15 protein-coding genes and 1 CRISPR repeat array are annotated in these 18,390 nt (G+C 35.4%); of the genes, 5 read left to right on the top strand and 10 right to left on the bottom strand.

Annotated features, from left to right (window positions below; genetic code table 11):
* Positions 1–15: 15 nt before the first annotated feature.
* From KGI96_RS03905 to KGI96_RS03890, 4 genes are all read left to right on the top strand, one after another.
* Positions 16–1,236, top strand: coding sequence for a DUF711 family protein (locus KGI96_RS03905; protein WP_211596965.1), 1,221 nt, complete (start codon positions 16–18; stop codon positions 1,234–1,236).
* Between the two features lie 166 nt (positions 1,237–1,402).
* A complete protein-coding gene (gene yjjG, locus KGI96_RS03900; RefSeq protein ID WP_211596964.1) occupies positions 1,403–2,074 on the top strand; it encodes a pyrimidine 5'-nucleotidase in 672 nt (223 codons plus the stop codon).
* Between the two features lie 15 nt (positions 2,075–2,089).
* Positions 2,090–3,073 (top strand): HTH-type transcriptional regulator CysB, encoded by a 984-nt coding sequence (gene cysB, locus KGI96_RS03895; RefSeq protein ID WP_211596963.1) that lies wholly within the window; start codon positions 2,090–2,092, stop codon positions 3,071–3,073.
* Positions 3,074–3,721 (top strand): hypothetical protein, encoded by a 648-nt coding sequence (locus KGI96_RS03890; protein ID WP_211596962.1) that lies wholly within the window; start codon positions 3,074–3,076, stop codon positions 3,719–3,721. It begins immediately after the preceding gene.
* A gap of 84 nt (positions 3,722–3,805) precedes the next feature.
* Here the strand turns inward: KGI96_RS03890 and KGI96_RS03885 are convergent, their stop codons facing one another.
* From KGI96_RS03885 to icd, 5 genes are all read right to left on the bottom strand, one after another.
* Positions 3,806–4,570 carry a glycosyltransferase family 2 protein gene (locus KGI96_RS03885; protein WP_211596961.1) on the bottom strand — a complete coding sequence of 255 codons (765 nt, stop codon included), beginning with the start codon at positions 4,568–4,570 and terminating at the stop codon, positions 3,806–3,808.
* A gap of 37 nt (positions 4,571–4,607) precedes the next feature.
* Positions 4,608–5,228 carry a guanylate kinase gene (gmk, locus tag KGI96_RS03880; protein WP_211596960.1) on the bottom strand — a complete coding sequence of 207 codons (621 nt, stop codon included), beginning with the start codon at positions 5,226–5,228 and terminating at the stop codon, positions 4,608–4,610.
* A gap of 75 nt (positions 5,229–5,303) precedes the next feature.
* Positions 5,304–5,768, bottom strand: a complete 465-nt coding sequence (gene gpt, locus KGI96_RS03875) for a xanthine phosphoribosyltransferase (protein WP_211596959.1) — start codon at positions 5,766–5,768, stop codon at positions 5,304–5,306.
* A gap of 235 nt (positions 5,769–6,003) precedes the next feature.
* Positions 6,004–6,272: direct repeats of the CRISPR family, unit length 29 nt; unit sequence ATTTCTAAGCCATCTACACGATGGTTAAC.
* Positions 6,273–6,521: 249 nt separating this feature from the next.
* On the bottom strand, positions 6,522–9,128 hold the full coding sequence (gene acnB, locus KGI96_RS03870; RefSeq protein WP_213156561.1) for a bifunctional aconitate hydratase 2/2-methylisocitrate dehydratase: 2,607 nt from the start codon (positions 9,126–9,128) through the stop codon (positions 6,522–6,524).
* 107 nt (positions 9,129–9,235) lie between these two features.
* Positions 9,236–10,486: an NADP-dependent isocitrate dehydrogenase gene (gene icd, locus KGI96_RS03865; protein WP_211596957.1), complete on the bottom strand. Its 1,251-nt coding sequence runs from the start codon at positions 10,484–10,486 to the stop codon at positions 9,236–9,238.
* Positions 10,487–10,721: 235 nt separating this feature from the next.
* Between icd and KGI96_RS03860 the strand changes: the two genes are divergently transcribed.
* Positions 10,722–12,014, top strand: a complete 1,293-nt coding sequence (locus tag KGI96_RS03860; RefSeq protein WP_211596956.1) for a citrate synthase — start codon at positions 10,722–10,724, stop codon at positions 12,012–12,014.
* Between the two features lie 443 nt (positions 12,015–12,457).
* Here the strand turns inward: KGI96_RS03860 and leuD are convergent, their stop codons facing one another.
* The 5 genes from leuD to can all read right to left on the bottom strand — a co-directional run bounded on the left by leuD (position 12,458) and on the right by can (position 18,233).
* Positions 12,458–13,063, bottom strand: coding sequence for a 3-isopropylmalate dehydratase small subunit (gene leuD / locus KGI96_RS03855; RefSeq protein WP_211596955.1), 606 nt, complete (start codon positions 13,061–13,063; stop codon positions 12,458–12,460).
* Between the two features lie 32 nt (positions 13,064–13,095).
* The gene (gene leuC / locus KGI96_RS03850) at positions 13,096–14,514 is read right to left on the bottom strand and encodes a 3-isopropylmalate dehydratase large subunit (RefSeq protein ID WP_211596954.1); all 1,419 of its coding nucleotides are present in this window, start codon (positions 14,512–14,514) and stop codon (positions 13,096–13,098) included.
* A gap of 42 nt (positions 14,515–14,556) precedes the next feature.
* Entirely contained in the window at positions 14,557–15,636 is a 1,080-nt protein-coding gene (leuB, locus tag KGI96_RS03845) for a 3-isopropylmalate dehydrogenase (protein ID WP_213156560.1), read from the bottom strand.
* 2 nt (positions 15,637–15,638) lie between these two features.
* On the bottom strand, positions 15,639–17,201 hold the full coding sequence (leuA, locus tag KGI96_RS03840; RefSeq protein WP_213156559.1) for a 2-isopropylmalate synthase: 1,563 nt from the start codon (positions 17,199–17,201) through the stop codon (positions 15,639–15,641).
* Between the two features lie 360 nt (positions 17,202–17,561).
* A complete protein-coding gene (can, locus tag KGI96_RS03835; protein ID WP_211596951.1) occupies positions 17,562–18,233 on the bottom strand; it encodes a carbonate dehydratase in 672 nt (223 codons plus the stop codon).
* Positions 18,234–18,390 lie beyond the last annotated feature (157 nt).

The following is an 18,390-nucleotide window of genomic DNA, read 5'->3' as shown; positions in this document are numbered from 1 at the left end:
CGGAAATAAAAATTAATGAATTATAAAAACAAATCACTATGCCGTGTACGAACAATTACGTTATTTTTATCCTTAACGCAAGATAAAAATCAATGGCAACAGGTTTTACAGGAAGCCAAACAAGAATTTAATTTATTGATCCCAAGTATTCAAAATGCAGGTTATGAAATCCAAACCATTCGTATCGTTACCAATGCTTTTGGTGAATATTTAGATACCACTAACATTGACACTGCTAAAGCAGATTTAAGTTATCTCAAACACCTGTTAAACCAACTTAATGACAGTGGTTTACGTATTCGATTTGCGATTGGAGAAGCAAAAACAGAGCGAGAGATTAACCTGTTACCTGAGCTTATCCAAAGTTATGGTGATTTATGCAATGCTTGTGTTAATGTGCCATTGGATAAAAATGGTGTATTAGATAACAACTTAATAGAACAATCAGCTCAGGCTGTGAAAAAAATTGCCCAAATAACTGAACGAGGTGAAGGCAACTTTAATTTTACGGTTAATTTTAACTGTGAACCATTTATCCCTTATTTTCCCGCTAGTTACCATTCTAGTCAATTACCAAATAGCTTTGTGATTGGTTTTGAAACACCTGATTTGTTGGTGGAAGTATTAGAAAGTTTATCAAAATCTGAACGTAATGATTTTTTTAATACTGCTTATGAAAAAATGTCACAGGCATTGCAATATCATATTGATGAAGTCTTAAATGCAGTGTCATCCACTGAACTTACTGGACGTTTTAAATTTGTAGGAATAGACAGTTCTGCAGCACCGTCTAAAAGTTGTAACTCAATGGCAACTGTGTATGAATTATTAGGCGTACCTTATTTTGGTGCAGCAGGAACAGTAGAAGCCTCAGCCCTTCTTACTCGAGTGTTTAAATCCGTTAAAAATGTGCCTCTTATTGGTTTCTCTGGATTAATGCTCGCATTAACAGAAGATACAGGTTTAGCTAAAGGTTCACAATTAGCACAATTTGATATTCGAGCATTACTTACATATAGTGCGGTATGTGGCATTGGATTAGATACCGTCCCTGTTGCAGGAGATGTGACCATTCCACAACTTAGTGCTTTAATGCGAGATACTGGCACAATGGCATTTCGTTTAAACAAGCCTCTCACTGTGCGAGTGTTTCCTATTCCCAATGCAAAAGCAGGCGATAGCACTCAGTTTGAAAGTGATGATTTGTGTAACAGTAAAATTTTAGCAATACCATAAAACAAGCGGTTACTTTATAATAAAATTTTGCATTTTATTGTAAAGTGTATAATGACCATATACTTTTAACTATTAATTTTTAAATATTAATTGCCCCCACCCTAACCCTCCCCCGTAAAAACGGAGGAGGGGATCTTAAGAGGGGAGGGGCGTCAAAGAGGTAACAATGAAATATAAATGGATTTTATTTGATGCAGATGAAACCTTGTTTTCTTTTAATTCTTATTTAGGATTAAAAGCAATGCTTAAGCGTTATGATATTGATTTTAGTCAGCAAGATTATGATGAATTTCAAGCAATCAATAAACCATTATGGGTGGCGTATCAAAATAAAGAAATTCAAGCAGAAGATATTCAAATTCGTCGCTTTCAAAAATTATCTGAGCAGACAGGACAACCGCCTTTAAGCTTAAATAAAGAATTAATGAATGAGATGGCAAAAGTGAGTCAGCCTTTAGAAAATGTTATCGAAATGCTTAATCATCTTTATGGACAAGTAAAAATGGGGATTGTCACCAATGGTTTTACGCAAATACAAGATGCTCGATTAACGAATACGAATACTAAACATTTTTTTGATTTACTTGTTGTCTCAGAAGAAGTGGGAATTGCAAAGCCTGATAGAAAAATATTTGAATATGCGTTATCTAAAATGAATGATGTTCAAAAATCGCAAGTATTAATGGTGGGCGATACGTTAGCCTCTGATATTTTAGGGGGGAATAATGCGGGGTTTGATACCTGTTGGTTTAATCCACATAATGATGATAACAATACTCAAATTCAAGCTACTTATGAAATCAATAATATGCGACAACTCATTGATATTATTAAGTAATAAGAGAGCATAAAAATGAAACTAATTCAGCTTCGGTATATTGTTGAAATTGTGAATCAAAATTTAAATATTTCAGATACTGCTAAGGTGCTTTATACTTCTCAACCCGGTATTAGCAAACAGGTACGACAACTTGAGCAAGAACTTGGTGTGAATATTTTTGAACGTAATGGAAAACATTTAAAAGGATTAACCGAAGAAGGTGAAAAAATTGTGAAAATAGCCAGAGAAATCTTGGTGAAAACACAAGGGATTAAGTTGATTGCAGAAGAGCAAACTCAACCTGATATTGGCATAATTCGTATTGCTGCACCTAACACACAAGCTCGTTATGTATTACCACAAGTGATTGACGTATTTAAAAAGAAATACCCCAATATTAGTATTCATCTTCATCAAGGATCTCCTGCTCAGATTTCTAATGCATTGCTCGAAGGAGAGGTAGATTTAGTGATCGTGACTGAAGCACAATCTCTTTTTGAAGGTGCAATTTTATTACCCTGTTATCTTTGGAATAGATCAGTTATTGTAAAAAAAGAGCATCCACTTGCAAAATTTGTGAACCAACCTACCGCTTTAACAGTCAAAGAACTCAGTAAGTATGATTTAATTACTTATACTTTTGGTTTTTCAGAAAATTCTGATCTTGATAATGCTTTTAGCCAAGCAGGAGTTTTACCTAAAGTTGTCTTTAGTGCCACAGATGCTGATGTGATAAAAACCTATGTACGTTTAGGACTGGGGGCAGGAATTATGGCATCAATGGCTTATACTGAATTTGATGATGATTTGATTAGAATAGATGCTAGACATCTTTTTCAATCAAGTATGACACAAATAGCATTTAGAAAGGGAATGTTTTTACGGCATTACCTTTATGATTTTATTACGGAGTTTGCACCACATTTAACTCGAACATTAGTAGAAACAGCAGAGCAATTACGTGATAATAACAGTATTGCTCGTTTGTTTGAACACACTCAATTAGAGGAAAAATAGATGAAGTTATGGACAAAAATTAAATATGTTGTACTGGGGAGTTTGGTATTAAGTAGTGCAGCATTAGCAGACAATTTTAATATAAAGTACAGTTCAAATTATTTGATGCCCGCTTATGTGCATTTCAAAAATGATGATAATAGCTATGAAATTAATGCCAAAATTAATATTCCACTGTATAAGATTGTTTTTTCATCAAAAGGAATAACCCATAAAGATGGCTTTAATATGACCAGTTATCAGGATTTACGTAATGATAAAATCTATTCAGTCAGTGAAATTAATGAAAATACGATTACCTATGGACGAGTAAAAAAAGGTAGGGAGTTAGAAACGGTGAAAATAAACACACCTGTTTTTGATTTATTTACAATGGCATACCAGTTAAGTTATTTTGATAAATTACCTAACAGTTTTCAAATAACAAATGGTAAAAAAATATACTTAATGAAAAATATTGCCGTAAAAAAAACAGTTAAGGCAGTAAAAAAGGATGGGAAAGCCTATAAACAAATTACCTATAAATTTAAAACAGCTCATAAAGATATTACTGTTAAAAAATATATTGGGGAGAAATTTCCTCGTTATATTTCTTATAATAAAGATGGCGATAATTATAAATTAGAGTTTGATGGTTTTGTTGAATAGCAAAAATTGAATAGTAAAATACAAATAAGCGGTAAGATAATCATAAAAATTTGCAAATTTTTGATTATATCTTACCGTTTTAATTTATTGTTTGTCTTTTGAACGTACCCATAAATCGGCATATTTCACAAAGGTAGAATGAGTAGAAAGCAGAGCAAGTAGTAAACCTTGTTTTCCATCTAAGAAACCTGCTTTTAAAATATACATTTTAACAAAGCATCCTAAGGCGTGTGTTATACCCTGTAATAAAGTTGCTTTTTTGCCAGCATTTTCTCTTTGTTCTGCCCAAGCCTTGGCATAACTTGCTGATTTGACTAAATAATGATGAATATCTTTATAAGTAAAGTGTAATAAATCACCTGCTAGTTTTACTACTTGAGTATCATTAGGGTAATGTACTTTTTCGTGAACAAGTTCATCACCATAATGAGCAAAATCAGTTTTATATAGGCGAACCACATAATCAGGATACCAACCACTATGACGGATTTCACGCCCAAATACTTCACTTAAACGTCCAATCTTATATACTGTATTGGGTTTATCCTCTTTGACTGCTTGAATAATAGATTGTTTTAATTCTGGGGTAACTCGCTCATCAGCATCAATCCAAAAGACATAATCGCTGGTGACATACTGCTGTGCTATCTGACGTTGTTTACCAAAACCTTGCCAATCCGTATGGCTATAAAATCTTGCCCCATATTTACTGGCAATTTGTTCTGTTTTGTCGGTACTGCCTGAATCTAAAATGACAATTTCATCCACCCAGTCTCTCACACTATCTAAACATTGGGCTAAATTTTCCTGTTCATTTTTTACGATCATCGCAATGCTAAGTGTTGGCATAATTTATTCCTATTTTAATATTGACTATTTTTAGGTTTTAAGCCAATAAATTTGCAAGAAGTTGTTTATAACGTACCGCTTGGGAGCTTTGTTGTAAACGTTCTGCGGTTAAAATACTTTTCAAATCATTTAGTGCAGTCTGAAAGTCATTATTTATAATTACGTAATCAAATTCATTGTAATGGCTCATTTCCGACACTGCTTGTGCCATCCGTTTAGCAATTACTTCTTCAGAATCTTGCCCTCGTGCGATTAAGCGTTTTTGTAATTCTTGTTTTGAAGGAGGGAGGATAAAAATAGTTTTTGCATTTGGTACTTTTTGCTTAATTTGTTTTGCACCTTGCCAATCGATATCTAAAAAAACATCAATACCTTGTTCAAGGCTTTTTTCTATCATTGGTAATGAAGTACCGTAGTAATTCCCAAAAACTTCAGCCCATTCTAAAAAATGTTGTCTCTCGATGAGATTTTTAAACTCTGCTTGAGTAGTGAAGTGGTAATGTACACCGTTTTCTTCACCTGGACGAAGAGTACGAGTGGTATGAGAAACAGAAAGCTGTACTTCACTACGAGGTAAATCAGTAAGTAATGCATTAATTAGTGAAGATTTTCCAGCACCACTTGGTGCAGATACAATATAGAGGTTGCCTAATGTCATAATAATTTTGTGTTCAATACGCAGAAACAGGGTAACCCTGTTTCTATATGTAAAATATTAAAAATGAAAAAATAATTATTTTCTCGCCAAAGGTGGAACAAAAGACAAACCTAAATCCCAAGGTTGTTCAATCCACGTATTCTGAGGAATATCAATCACATAATCGTCAACCAAAGTTGCTCCTGCAGGTTTTGCAAATACTGTAACAAAACGAGCTTTAGGATACATTTCACGGATTTTTCGAGCAGTATTTCCAGTATCAACCAAATCATCTACCACAATAAAACCCTCTCCATCACCTTCTGGTGCGTGTAGTACTCTTAACTCGTCACTTTGTTTATAGTGATCTTCATAACTTACAATACATACTGTTTCTACGTGTCTAAGTCCAAGTTCACGAGCAATAACTGCAGCAGGAAATAATCCGCCACGACTAACAGCAATAACACCTTTCCATTGTGATGCAGGGAGTAACCTTTCTGATAACTTGCGAGCGTGCATTTGGAACATATCCCAAGTGACGATGTACTTTTCACTCATAAAATCTCCTAGATGTAGATATGGGTAGTTTTATTAACACTACCATTAAAATAAAATTGGTGTAAGAATACCTGAAAATAGAGATTTTTTCTAGTGATGTTTTTAAGTTTTACTTGATAAATTTACAAATTTATCTTTCTTATTTTCTAAGCATAGAGATAAGATTTTTATGTATCCTCACTGTACAACGTACATATGGTTAACTATTACTTTTAAAGCGAGTTTGTTTACTAAGATTTCTAAGCCATCTACACGATGGTTAACGCGAGCCGTTTCAGTGGCAACTTCTGCAAGAATTTCTAAGCCATCTACACGATGGTTAACCCTCAATTACAGTTACTTTCTTGGGACAAAAATTTCTAAGCCATCTACACGATGGTTAACTGCGTGATGTTTCTAAGGTTTTTAGGGCTAAATTTCTAAGCCATCTACACGATGGTTAACTATATTTTCAAGTAAACGTGAAATACCATATTTTTCTAAGCCATCTACACGATGGTTAACTAGAGATTTTATTGATAAATCCCTTATTTTGCAATATCTGAAGTGAAAAAATAGTAAAAATACCCTTTTTTTGAGTGTGTTTATAACTTATTGATAATAAAGTGATTTTAAAATAGCTAAAAATAAAAGGTGTTTTTATGTTCTATAAAAATATTTTAATGATCAAGCGGTATGATTTTGTTTAGAATTTGCAACTATTTGAAATAGAAAGCCATATTTTATGAAAAATATGGCTTTTATTGAGAGAGATTATACTTCAGATTGGAAAATAACCGTATTTGATTTATCGGTATAACTGCTTATTTTATCAAAGTTTAAATAACGATAAGTATCTTCTTTATCATTATCTAAATTTGCTACATAAGATTGATATTCTTCAGGGGTTGGTAATTTACCTAAAATGGCGGCTACAGAAGCAAGTTCTGCAGAAGAGAGGTAAACATTTGCACCTTGTCCTAATCGGTTAGGGAAGTTACGTGTTGAAGTTGAAACTACCGTTGATTTTGCTTCTACACGAGCTTGGTTCCCCATACATAGCGAACAACCCGGCATTTCAATTCTTGCACCACTCTTACCATAAATATTGTAATAGCCTTCTTCTGTCAGTAGAGCTGCGTCCATTTTTGTTGGAGGAGCAATCCATAAGCGAGTTGGAATCACATCTTCAAATTGATTAAGAAGTTTACCTGCTGCACGGAAATGTCCAATATTTGTCATACAAGAACCGATAAAGACTTCATCAATACTGGTATTTTGTACTTCAGAGAGTAGGCGAGCATCATCAGGATCGTTAGGTACACAGAGAATAGGTTCCTTGATTTCATTTAAGTTAATATCAATCACAGCAGCGTATTCAGCATCTACATCAGCTTCCATTAATTCTGGATTAGCAAGCCATTTTTCCATTCCTTTGATACGACGTTCAAGGGTACGAACATCGCCATAGCCTTCTGAAATCATCCATTTGAGTAATACAATGTTTGAGTTTAAGTATTCAATGATTGGTTCTTTATCCAGTTTAATGGTACAAGCGGCTGCAGAGCGTTCTGCTGAGGCATCTGAAAGTTCAAAGGCTTGTTCAACTTTTAAGTGTTCTAAACCTTCAATTTCAAGAATACGCCCTGAGAAAATATTTTTCTTCCCTGCTTTTTCAACAGTTAATAATCCTTGTTGAATAGCATAATAAGGAATAGCGTGAACAAGGTCACGCAATGTAATGCCTTGTTGCATTTCTCCGCTGAAACGTACTAATACAGATTCAGGCATATCTAACGGCATTACCCCTGTTGCTGCAGCAAAAGCGACTAAACCAGAGCCAGCAGGAAATGAGATGCCAATAGGGAAACGAGTATGTGAATCACCGCCTGTTCCCACTGTGTCAGGGAGTAACATACGGTTTAACCATGAGTGAATAACGCCATCACCTGGGCGAAGTGAAACACCGCCTCGATTCATAATAAAATCAGGAAGGGTATGATGTGTGTTTACATCAATAGGTTTTGGATAGGCGGCGGTATGACAAAAAGATTGCATAACCAAATCTGCAGAAAAGCCTAAACAAGCTAAATCTTTTAATTCATCACGGGTCATTGGTCCTGTGGTATCTTGAGAACCGACAGATGTCATCATTGGTTCACAATATTGATTAGGGCGAATACCTTTTACACCACAGGCTTTTCCTACCATTTTTTGTGCAAGGGTAAAACCTTTTTTACTGCTTGCCACATCTTGTGGTTTTAGGAATACATCACTTTCAGGTAAACCTAATTCCATACGAGCTTTATGAGTTAAGCCACGCCCAATAATTAATGGAATACGTCCACCCGCACGCACTTCATCTAATAAAATTTGTGTTTTTAAGGTAAATTCAGCTAAGACTTCATCACTATTATGTTTACAAATTTTTCCTTCATAAGGATAAATATCAATAACATCACCCATCGCTAATTTACTGACATCTACTTCAATAGGTAATGCACCTGCATCTTCAAGGGTATTGAAGAAAATAGGGGCAATCTTACCGCCTAATACTACACCGCCAGCACGTTTATTTGGAATGTAAGGAATATCTTCTCCCATATGCCATAATACAGAATTGGTTGCTGATTTACGAGAAGATCCTGTTCCAACGACATCACCAACATAAGTCAGCGGAAAGCCTTTTTGTTTTAATTCTTCAATTAAGGTTAATGGTCCTATTTCCCCTTCCTTGTCTGCGGTAATGCCATCACGACTATTTTTTAACATTGCTTTAGCGTGCAGGGGAATATCAGGACGAGACCAAGCGTCTTGAGCAGGGGAGAGATCATCGGTATTAGTCTCCCCTGTGACTTTAAATACTGTCACAGTAATTTTTTCAGCTAATTTAGGACGAGATAAAAACCACTCTGCTTTTGCCCAAGATTCTAAAATTTGTTGTGCAAAAGTGTTACCTTTTTTTGTTCGTTCTGACACATCGTGAAAGGCATCAAACATTAACAGTGTAGAGGAAAGAGCCGTTGTTGCCACAGGAGCTAAAATCTCATTATCTAAAGCCTGTAATAACGGTTCAATATTATAACCTCCTTGCATTGTGCCTAATAATTTAACAGCATATTCTGCAGAAATAAGAGGCGAGGAAGTGGTATTATTAATGATAGCAGAAAGAAAAGAAGCTTTAACATAAGCTGCTTCATCTACACCTGCTGGAATACGATTTTCAAATAGTGAAAGTAAATATTCTTCTTTGCCTTGTGGTGGTTGTTTTAATAATTCAACTAATTGAGCGGTTTGTTCCGCATTCAATGGTTGGGGAACGATACCTTCTGCGGCTCGTTCATCAACGTGTTGTTGGTAGGTGTCTAAAAAACTTGTCATAAAAAAACTCCCTTGTTTTAGGGTTAAAAATAGATAATCAATTAAAATCAAGCAGTAAGATGATTTTTGCAAAAATTCCCACAGATCTTACCGCTTGTAAAAAGCTCTTACATATTAGTAATAATATCCTGAGCAAATTCAGAGGTTGAACGTAATGTTGCCTCTTCTAGCATTTCTGCAAAATCAAAAGTAACGGTTTTATTTACAATGGTTTGTGATACCGCTTTTACGACTAAATCCGCAGCTTCTGTCCAACCCAAATGACGTAACATCATTTCACCACTTAAAATAAGTGACCCAGGATTACCTTTGTTTTGTCCTGCAATGGCAGGGGCTGTACCGTGTGTTGCTTCAAAAATCGCCGATTCAAAACCAATATTGGCTCCTGGTGAAATCCCAATCCCTCCCACTTGTGCAGCAAGTGCATCAGAAATATAGTCACCGTTTAGGTTTAAGGTAGCAATCACATCATATTGCGTTGGGTGAAGTAAAATTTCTTGTAAAAATGCATCAGCAATACAATCTTTAATAATAATTTTTTTACCTGTTTTAGGGTTAATTAGGTATTGCCATTCGCCTGTTTCATCAAGTTTCACACCACCAAACTCTTTCGCAACTTCATATCCCCACTCTTTAAATGCCCCTTCAGTAAATTTCATAATATTACCTTTGTGAACAAGGGTTAAAGAATCACGATCATTATCAATCACATATTGTAATGCCGCTTTAACAAGACGTTGTGTACCTTGTTTAGAAACGGGTTTAATACCAATGCCACAGTCTTGAGTAAAACGAATTTTGGTGACCCCCATTTCATCTTGTAAAAATTTAATGACCTTATCTGCTTCACTTGAACCTGCTACCCATTCAACACCTGCGTAAATATCTTCTGAGTTTTCACGGAAGATAACCATATCTACTTTTTCAGGATGTTTTACAGGGCTTGGTGTACCGTCATAATAACGAATAGGGCGTAAGCAGTTGTATAAATCTAATCCTTGACGCATTGCAACATTTAAAGAACGAATACCACCACCCACAGGGGTCATCAAAGGTCCTTTAATGGCAACGTGATAATCACGAATAAGATCTAATGTTTCTTCTGGTAGCCAAGTATTTTCACCATAAACTTCATTTGCTTTTCCACCTGCATAAATTTCCATCCAAGAAATCTTACGCTCTCCACCATAAGCCTTTTGAACTGCCGCATCAATAACAGTTTGCATTGCAGGGGTTACATCAACGCCAATACCATCTCCTTCGATAAAAGGAATAATCGGATTATTAGGGACTTGTAATTTGCCTTGCGGAGTTAATTGAATTTTTTCACCTTGTGGAATAATTACTTTTGTTTGCATATTTTAGTGCCCTCATTAATAAAATTTAGTTTAATTAATAAACATTTCAACTTGAATTTAACATTTTTAACATTTTATTTCTTTACTTTTTCTTATTTTATTCTCTTTTTTTGTCATTTTTTTGAAGAATGTCTAGTTTTTAATAAAAAACCCTTTTTTATTTGTACAAATAATGATAGGTTAAAAATATTGCAACAATTTAATAACAATATGTAAACATATTACAGGGGGAGTGATGACAACAAAAAAAGCAGTATTATCGTTACCAGAAGGTAAAAGTTTTGAATTAGACATTCATAAGGGAACATTAGGTTATGAAGCAGTTGATGTACAATCATTAGTTAAAAATAAACTATTTACTTTTGACCCTGGCTTTATGTCTACCGCATCGTGTAAATCTGCAATTACTTATATTGATGGTGATAATGGCGTACTTTTACACCGAGGTTACCCAATTGATCAATTAGCAATGAATGGGGATTATTTAGAAGTTTCTTATTTATTATTATTTGGTGAACGACCAACTAAAGAGCAATATATTACGTTTCGTGATCAATTAAAAAATCACCATATTATTCACGAACAAATTTCACGCTTTTTTAATGGATTTCGTCGAGATGCTCATCCAATGGCGATTATGTGTGGTATCGTTGGTGGATTAGCTGCATTCTATCACGAATTAATGGATGTTTCTGATGAGGAGCATAGAGTGTTAACAGCAGTTCGATTATTGGCTAAAATGCCAACACTATCTGCAATGTGCTATAAATACTCTATTGGTCAGCCTTTTATGTATCCTAAAAATAGCCTTTCTTATGCTGGTAATTTTTTACATATGATGTTTGCCACACCTTGTGAAGAATATAAAGTTAACCCTGTCTTTGAAAAAGCATTAGATCGTATTTTTATTCTTCACGCCGATCACGAACAAAATGCCTCAACTTCGACTGTTCGAACAGCGGCATCTTCTGGTGCAAATCCATTTGCTTGTATTGCGGCAGGTATTGCATCATTATGGGGGCCTGCTCACGGCGGTGCCAATGAAGCTTGTATTAATATGTTGGAAGAAATTGGTACTGTAGATCGTATTCCTGAATATATTGCCAAAGCAAAAGATCGTAATGACCCATTCCGTTTGATGGGGTTCGGGCATCGTGTGTATAAGAGTTATGATCCTCGAGCTAAAGTAATGCGTCAAACTTGTCACGAAGTGTTAAGTGAACTTAATATTTCTACACCAATTTTAGATGTTGCGATGGAATTAGAGCGTATTGCCCTAGAAGATCCGTATTTTGTTGATCACAAGCTTTATCCAAATGTTGATTTTTATTCAGGCATTATCCTAAAAGCGATTGGTATTCCAACCTCAATGTTTACGGTAATGTTTGCATTAGCAAGAACGGTTGGTTGGATAGCACATTGGAAAGAAATGTATAAACAAGAAGATGGATTTAAAATTGTACGTCCTCGCCAAATTTATACAGGTGAAGTACAACGAGATTTTCCACCAATTGATAAAACAGAATAATAAAAAAGGTCGTCATAATGGCGACCTTTTTTTATTTCTAAGTCATCTATACGATGGTTAACTTCTGCGGTGCTAAAATAAACGCCCCGCCGTTTTTCTAAGCCATCTACACGATGGTTCACACATTTAAAATGCCCTCGCTTGTCTTTGTAATTTTCTAAGCCATCTACACGATGGTTCACCAAGAATTAAGCGTGATACAGTACTTTCACAATTTCTAAGCCATCTACACGATGGTTCACTAGAGATTTTATTCATAAAACCCTTATTTTGCAATATCTGAAGTGAAAAAATAGCAAAAATACCCTTTTTTTAGCTAGTTTTGTAACCTATTGATAATAAAGTAATTTTAAAACCATTAAAAATAAAGGGTATTTTGATAAATCAGAAATACAAGCGGTATGATGTTATCAAAAATTTGCAAATATTACTTTAAGTTGCTATTACCTTAAAAAACTAGGGATATTTTTTTCATATTCTTCAATTTTATCGTTATGCTGTAACGTTAAGCCAATGCTATCCAACCCACTAAGTAAACAGTGACGGTGGAAAGAGTCAATTTCAAAATGATAGAGTAGTGTTCCTGCTGTCACGGTTTGATTTTCTAGATCAACGGTAATTTTAGCATTTTTATTTTTAGTCACATAATTAAATAAATCATCGACTTCTTGATGGGTTAATTTAACGGGGAGCAGCTGATTATTTAGGCTGTTGCCATAAAAAATATCGGCAAAACTTGGAGCAATAATTACTCGGATACCGTAATCATCTAATGCCCAAGGAGCGTGTTCTCTTGATGAACCACAACCAAAATTTTCCCTTGCAAGTAAGATGGAAGCACCTTGATAACGAGGGAAGTTGAGCACAAAATCAGGGTTAGGGATTAATCCCTCTTCATCTAAAAAACGCCATTCGTGGAATAAGTTTTTACCAAATCCTGAACGAGTAACCCTTTGTAAAAATTGTTTTGGAATAATCGCATCGGTATCCACATTTGAAATATCAAGTGGTACCGCTAAACCAGTATGTTGTGTAAATTTTCTTGTCATTTTTCTTTTCCTATTAGTCTGTAGCCTGCTTATTATAATAATTCGATTTGGCGAATATCTATAAATTTACCATAAACTGCCGCCGCAGCTGCCATTGCAGGGCTAACAAGATGGGTGCGACCACCTCGTCCTTGTCGTCCCTCAAAGTTTCGATTACTGGTTGAAGCACAGCGTTCGCCAGCTTCTAAGCGGTCATTATTCATTGCTAAACACATTGAACAACCCGGCTCACGCCATTCAAACCCTGCATCTAAGAAGATTTTATCCAATCCCTCTTCTTGAGCTTGGGCTTTAACTAATCCTGACCCTGGAACGACCAATGCTGTGACGTTATTTGCTACTTTTCGCCCTTTTGCAACAGCAGCAGCAGCTCGTAAGTCTTCAATTCTTGCATTAGTACAAGAACCAATAAATACCTTATCAATATGAATCTCAGTCATTTTTTTACTATGAGGTAAATCCATATAAGATAAAGCTTTTTTTACCGATTGTTGTTCAACACTATTATTAATATCAGCAGGATTTGGAATCGTTTCTTCAATTCCAATAACTTGTCCTGGATTTGTTCCCCACGTCACTTGTGGTTGAATATCACAGGCTTGTAGTGTCACTACTTTATCAAATACGGCTTCTTTATCACTGTGTAATGTTTTCCAATATTCAACCGCCTCGTCCCACTCTTTGCCTTTTGGAGCAGAAGGACGACCTTTTAAGTAATTAAAGGTTGTTTCATCAGGTGCAATTAAACCTGATTTTGCCCCTAATTCAATTGCCATATTGCACACAGTCATTCGCCCTTCCATTGAAAGGCTTTCAATAGCTTCACCGCAAAATTCGACAACGTAGCCAGTGCCTCCTGCCATCGTTAATTTGCCGATAATGGCAAGTACGATATCTTTAGCCGTAATACCTTTATTTACCTGTCCGATAACCTCAATTTTCATTGTTTTAGCACGGGCTTGTTTAATGGTTTGTGTGGCTAAAACGTGTTCAACTTCTGATGTACCAATACCAAAGGCTAATGCACCAAATGCACCATGTGTTGCAGTATGAGAATCGCCACAGACAATGGTCATTCCAGGGAGAGTTAGCCCTTGTTCTGGTCCCATAACGTGTACAATGCCTTGATTAAGATGGTTGATATCATAAAGTGTTACCCCAAATTCTTGGCTATTTTTTTCAAGCTCAATCATTTGTAGATAGCCCATTTCGCCACTACCCATTAAATCTCGGCTATCCGTTGGCACATTATGATCCATTGTTGCCACTGTTTTAGAAGGCTGACGAACTTTACGCCCCATTGAGCGTAAGCCATCAAAAGCCTGTGGGCTAGTCACTTCGTGAACCAAATGACGGTTAATATAAATTAATGGTGTTTCACCCTCTACTTCACGCACCACGTGAGCATCAAAAAGTTTTTCATAAAGTGTTTTATATTGTGTGTTTGTCATATTTTTCCTTTATTTTGTAAATTCTTTTTAAAATCATACCGCTTATTTAATATTTTCAGCAATCAAATTACCCATTTCACTGGTCGAGATAGCGGTAGTATTATCCGCTAAATCTACAGTGCGATAGCCTTGTTGTAAAACATCTTGCACAGCGTTTTCAATAGTAGTTGCAGCGTCATTAAGGTTGAAACTATAACGTAGCATTAATGCTGCTGATAAAATTTGTGCGATAGGGTTGGCGATATTTTTTCCTGCAATATAAGGGGCAGAGCCTCCTGCGGGTTCATATAATCCAAAGCCTTTTTCATTTAAACTTGCTGATGGTAACATTCCCATTGAGCCTGTAATCATTGCACACTCATCGGAAATAATATCTCCAAAGATATTAGAGCAGAGAAGTACATCAAAAAAGTCAGGTTGTTTGATTAATTGCATTGTGGCGTTATCAATATAGATATGATCTAGGGTAACTTCAGGATATTCTTTGGAAATCTCAGTGACAACGTCACGCCACAACACGGAACTTGTCAAAACATTGGCTTTATAAACGGATGTTAAGTGTTTTTTCCTTTTCATTGCCGTTTCAAATCCAATACGGGTGATACGTTCAATTTCATAGCGGTAATAGACTTCAGTATCAAAGGCTTTTTCTTGTTGTCCTGTGCCTTCTCGTCCTTTGGGTTGTCCGAAATAAATTCCGCCTGTTAATTCTCGTACAGTAACAATATCAAAACCTCGTTGTGCAATATCGGCACGTAAAGGGCAGAAGTTTTCTAATCCTTTATATAAAGTGGCAGGACGTAAGTTACAAAACAGTTCAAAATGTTTACGTAAAGGGAGTAAGGCTCCTCTTTCAGGCTGTTGGTCAGGAGGTAAGTTTTCCCATTTTGGACCTCCAACAGAGCCAAATAAAATGGCATCACTGTTTTTACACCCTGCTAATGTTTCATCAGGTAACGGGGTCTTATGTTTATCAATGGCAATTCCGCCTACATCAAAAAATTGATAATTTAATTTAAAATTAAAGGTATTTTGAACCACATCTAATACTTTAATGGCTTCTTGCATCACTTCAGGACCAATGCCATCTCCACTTAATACTGCAACATTATAATTTGTCATTTTTATTTCTCCTGTAATTTAGTGGATTCAAGTTTTAAATCGGCGACTTGTTGAGAGCGGTAAATAGCATTAATAGCGTGAATTAAGGCTCTTGCTGAAGCTTCTACAATATCCGTAGCTAAACCGACACCGTGAAATTTGCGGTTATTATATTCTGCAATAATATCCACTTGCCCTAAGGCTTCCGCTCCTTCGCCTTTAGCGGTTAGATTATAACTTTTAACTGTTACATCTAATCCTGTAATTTTTAAAATAGTATTAAATACAGCATCAACAGGACCATCACCGCTATTAGATACATCACTGTATTTTTTACCATCCAATTCGAGCTGAACAAAAGCAGAAGCGGGGAGTTGGCTCATTGTTTGAGAGGTGATGACATCTAAATTTAAGCGATTTTCTTCCCCTTGTTGCATATCAATAAAGGCAAGGGCTTCTAAATCATAATCAAAAACTTGCCCTTTTTTGTCGGCTAATTTTAAGAATGCGGTATAAAGTTTATCTAAATCATATTCGTTTTCTGTATAGCCCATTATATCCATATAATTTTTAACCGCCGATCTACCTGAACGAGCTGTTAAATTTAATTTTTCTTTTTTTAAACCAATGGTTTGTGGTGACATAATTTCATAAGTATTTTTATGTTTAACCATTCCATCTTGATGGATTCCAGAGGAGTGTGCAAAGGCATTATCACCCACAATCGCTTTATTGGGCTGAATTGGCATATTACAAAGTTGGCTCACTAGCTGGCTAACACGATGAATTTCTTGTGTTTTTATATTGGTATCCGCTTTAAATAACGCCTGTCTTGTTTTGATTGCCATTACTACTTCTTCTAATGCTGTATTACCAGCACGTTCTCCAATACCATTAATGGTACATTCAATTTGTCTTGCTCCATTTTGCACCGCCGTTAAAGAATTGGCTGTTCCCATACCTAAATCATTATGACAATGCACCGAAATAATGGCTTTATCGATATTAGGCACACGATTCATTACATTTTTGATAATATCACCATATTCCATTGGCAAACAATAACCAACGGTATCCGGAATATTAATAGTGGTCGCTCCAGCATTAATGGCAGTTTCTACAATACGACAAATATTATCAATCCCTGTTCTACCGGCATCTTCACAAGAAAATTCCACATCATCGGTATATTTTCTGGCTCGTTTAACCGCATTTACTGCCATTTCAAGGACATCATCAAAAGAGCGACGTAATTTTGCTTCAACGTGTAAGGCTGAGGTGGCGATAAAAGTATGAATACGAAACACTTCAGCAACACTTAATGCTTCCGCTGCCACATCAATATCTTTATTTATTGCTCTTGATAATGCACAAACTCGGCTATTTTTTATATGTTTAGCGATAGTCTGTACCGATTCAAAATCCCCTTGCGATGAAACAGGAAATCCCACTTCCATTACATCAACGCCTAAACGCTCTAAAGCAAATGCAATTTGCAACTTTTCTTTTACCGTTAAACTGGCTTTTAACGCCTGCTCTCCATCTCGCAATGTCGTATCAAAAATAATGATGTTGTCTGTTTGCATATTATTATCCTTATTATTTATAAAGTACAAAGCCATAAAAAAGCCATAAAAAAACCCGCATTTTGTGCGGGTTTATTGAACTTTTGATTTGATAATTATTTTAGTGTTTTTTATCTACAGCCCAACCGCACATATAAAATGTGATAATAAGTAATAGACTGAGTAAAAACATAAAATGAAACATAAAATAAAAAATCCTTTGAATTAAAAACAACCTTAATGTTGCGTATTTGTAACCAGCTGTCAACTATTTTTTTACAAAATGATTGCATTTTAGCGGGGAATAGTGCAAATAATGTTTTTTAAGTGAGTCTATAGCGGTCAGTTCTTGATTAAAATTTGCAAATAAAACTACTATATTTATTCAATACCCTCACTCTCTTCTACTTCTACCATTAATTTAGCAATGGCATTGCGGTAAGTGATCTCTAAGGTTTCTGAGCTAGTTGCCATTACACCTTGATCATTTAAATAACCATCGTGAACGTCATACATCCAACCGTGTAATGATAATTTTTTACCTTGTTTCCACGCTGCACGAACCACAGAAGTACGTCCTAAATTATACACTTGTTCAGCCACGTTTAATTGTACTAACATATCTGCTCGTTTTTCAGTAGGAAGCTTGCCTAAAAGCGAACTATATTTAAAACGAATATCTTTAATATGTAATAACCAGTTATTCACTAAACCATAATCTTCATTATTTAAAGAGGCTTGAATACCTCCACAATTAGTGTGTCCACAAATAATGATATGTTCAATATCTAACACATCAACCGCATATTGCACGACAGATAAGCAGTTTAAATCGGTATGAATAACGAGATTGGCAATATTGCGGTGTACAAAGAGTTTTCCTGATTCTAATCCTGTTAGCTTTTCAGCGGGTACACGACTATCAGAACAACCAATCCACAATAAACGTGGTTTTTGCTGTTCTGAAATTGCTTCAAAATAATCAGGCTGCTTTTGTTTCATCTCAACGGCCCAATGGTGGTTTTGTTCAAAAATTTCTTCTACTGATTTCATAAGGTTACTCATAATATTGAAAATGAATTTTATAATAACATAAAAGTTGTCCAGTTTATTTTGTAAATTAATGCAGATATACTGGTTAGTTCATATTTTTGTAAGGAGCAAGAAAAAACCACCATCTATTTGATAGAATAGTGGCTTATGCATACGA

This window comes from Phocoenobacter atlanticus subsp. cyclopteri, from assembly GCF_018343795.1.
GTDB lineage: Bacteria > Pseudomonadota > Gammaproteobacteria > Enterobacterales > Pasteurellaceae > Phocoenobacter > Phocoenobacter atlanticus.
Note: the sequence above shows the minus strand (reverse complement) of the source record. Positions and strands in the feature narration are given on the sequence as shown.

Bases quoted from the DNA above. Each gene is read 5' to 3' on its own strand.
- KGI96_RS03905 (WP_211596965.1), top strand. From the start codon at position 16: ATGAATTATAAAAACAAATCACTATGCCGTGTACGAACAATTACGTTA.
- yjjG (WP_211596964.1), top strand. From the start codon at position 1,403: ATGAAATATAAATGGATTTTATTTGATGCAGATGAAACCTTGTTTTCT.
- cysB (WP_211596963.1), top strand. From the start codon at position 2,090: ATGAAACTAATTCAGCTTCGGTATATTGTTGAAATTGTGAATCAAAAT.
- KGI96_RS03890 (WP_211596962.1), top strand. From the start codon at position 3,074: ATGAAGTTATGGACAAAAATTAAATATGTTGTACTGGGGAGTTTGGTA.
- KGI96_RS03885 (WP_211596961.1), bottom strand. From the start codon at position 4,570: ATGCCAACACTTAGCATTGCGATGATCGTAAAAAATGAACAGGAAAAT.
- gmk (WP_211596960.1), bottom strand. From the start codon at position 5,228: ATGACATTAGGCAACCTCTATATTGTATCTGCACCAAGTGGTGCTGGA.
- gpt (WP_211596959.1), bottom strand. From the start codon at position 5,768: ATGAGTGAAAAGTACATCGTCACTTGGGATATGTTCCAAATGCACGCT.
- acnB (WP_213156561.1), bottom strand. From the start codon at position 9,128: ATGACAAGTTTTTTAGACACCTACCAACAACACGTTGATGAACGAGCC.
- icd (WP_211596957.1), bottom strand. From the start codon at position 10,486: ATGCAAACAAAAGTAATTATTCCACAAGGTGAAAAAATTCAATTAACT.
- KGI96_RS03860 (WP_211596956.1), top strand. From the start codon at position 10,722: ATGACAACAAAAAAAGCAGTATTATCGTTACCAGAAGGTAAAAGTTTT.
- leuD (WP_211596955.1), bottom strand. From the start codon at position 13,063: ATGACAAGAAAATTTACACAACATACTGGTTTAGCGGTACCACTTGAT.
- leuC (WP_211596954.1), bottom strand. From the start codon at position 14,514: ATGACAAACACACAATATAAAACACTTTATGAAAAACTTTTTGATGCT.
- leuB (WP_213156560.1), bottom strand. From the start codon at position 15,636: ATGACAAATTATAATGTTGCAGTATTAAGTGGAGATGGCATTGGTCCT.
- leuA (WP_213156559.1), bottom strand. From the start codon at position 17,201: ATGCAAACAGACAACATCATTATTTTTGATACGACATTGCGAGATGGA.
- can (WP_211596951.1), bottom strand. From the start codon at position 18,233: ATGAAATCAGTAGAAGAAATTTTTGAACAAAACCACCATTGGGCCGTT.